2 protein-coding genes are annotated in these 1554 nt (G+C 71.8%); one reads left to right on the forward strand and one right to left on the reverse strand.

What is annotated here, in order from left to right:
• Positions 1-189: 189 nt before the first annotated feature.
• Positions 190-1068 carry an SDR family oxidoreductase gene (locus FV223_RS27240; protein ID WP_147729821.1) on the reverse strand — a complete coding sequence of 293 codons (879 nt, stop codon included), beginning with the start codon at positions 1066-1068 and terminating at the stop codon, positions 190-192.
• Positions 1069-1176: 108 nt separating this feature from the next.
• On the opposite strand from FV223_RS27240, the gene FV223_RS27245 reads away from it, so the two are divergent.
• The coding region (locus FV223_RS27245; RefSeq protein ID WP_147729822.1) for a helix-turn-helix domain-containing protein at positions 1177-1554 on the forward strand (378 nt) is incomplete at its 3' end.

Below are 1554 nucleotides of genomic sequence, written 5' to 3' on the forward strand. Positions count from 1 at the left end.
GCCCGGCTCGGCCCCGATCGTCGCGCCGCTCTCCTCTGCGAGCTGCTCGGCCACGGTCACCGACCGATCCATCTCGACGAAGGTCGGCATGCCGGAGGGTTCCTGTTCGTGGCCCGGCGTCGGGGCAAGCGCGAGGCGCGGCGGATGCCGGACCCTGCGACGTGCGCGGGCCGGGCTCGCGCTCGGGGCTCAGTGCTCGCCGGCGGCCACGGTCTCGCGCATCGGTTTCGTGGGTCGGCCGATCAGCCTGCTCAGGTCGCGGCCGTCCTCGAACAGCGCACCCTCCGCCACGACGGAATCGGAGGCGGCGACGAAGGCCGCCAGGTCCTTCGGCAGGCCGGCCTTCAGCAGGACGCCCTCGTACTCGGCCTCGGGCAGGTTCCTGTAGACCACCGGCCGGCCCGACACCTTCGCGACCTCGGCTGCGAACTCCTCCAGTGTGTAGGCGTCGTCGCCCGCCAGCTCGTAGATGCGGCCGTTCTCCACCTCGGCGGCCGTCAGCACGGCCGCGGCCGCGTCAGCGTAGTCGGCCCGCGCCGCGGACGAGATCCGCCCCTGGCCCGCGCTGCCGAAGAGGGCGCCGTGCTCGAGCGCCATCGGGATCGAGGCGGCGTAGTTCTCCGTGTACCAGCCGTTGCGCAGGATGACGAAGGGCACGCCGGATGCCGCGAGGACGAGCTCCGTCCGCCGATGCTCGTCGGTGAGCTTGGGCGGGGACGTGTCGGCGTGCAGGACGCTGGTGTAGGCGATGCGGCGGACGCCCGCCCGCTTGGCCGCCTCGATGACGTTCCGATGCTGGTCCACGCGCTTGCCGAACTCGTTGGAGGAGATGAGCAGCAGGCGCTCGATGCCCGCGAAGGCTCGGTCCAGGGTGTCGGTCCTCTCGTAGTCGACCTGCCGCACCTCGACGTCGAGGGCCCGGAGCGCCTTGGCGCCGTCGTCGTCGGGGTTGCGCAGGCCGGCCACGATCCGGGAGGCCGGCACGCTGCGCAGCAGGGCCTCGACGACGAGGCGCCCGAGGCGCCCGGATGCGCCGGTGATGCCGATGCGGGGATGAGCAGAGGTCATGGGCGCAGTCCACATGGTTCGGTTGCGATACATGCTTCCTATTCGAGACCTCGGCGGCGCATAAGGAGGCAGTATTTTGGGACAGGGTAACCTCGCGGGAACCGGGCGATGAGCCAGCAGGCGGAACTGGTGCGGCGGTTCGCGGAGTGGCAGACCACGGCCGTCGATCCTTCGCTCTGCCCGGTGCGCGACGTGCTGGATCGCCTCGGCGACAAGTGGACGACGCTGGTGCTGCTCGTGCTGGCCGGCGGCCCGCGGCGGTTCAGCGCCCTCGGCCGGGCCGTGCCCGACATCTCGAAGCGCATGCTGACCCAGACGCTGCGCGAACTGGAACGCGACGGCTTCGTCACCCGGCACGTCTTCCCGACCAAGCCGCCCAGCGTGGAGTATCGCCTCGACGCGCTCGGGCATTCGATGCTGGAGCCGCTGGCGGCGCTCGTCGCCTGGGCGGAACGCAACCACGCGGCCGTCGCCGCGGCCCGGACC

Source organism: Methylobacterium sp. WL116, from assembly GCF_008039455.1.
GTDB lineage: Bacteria > Pseudomonadota > Alphaproteobacteria > Rhizobiales > Beijerinckiaceae > Methylobacterium.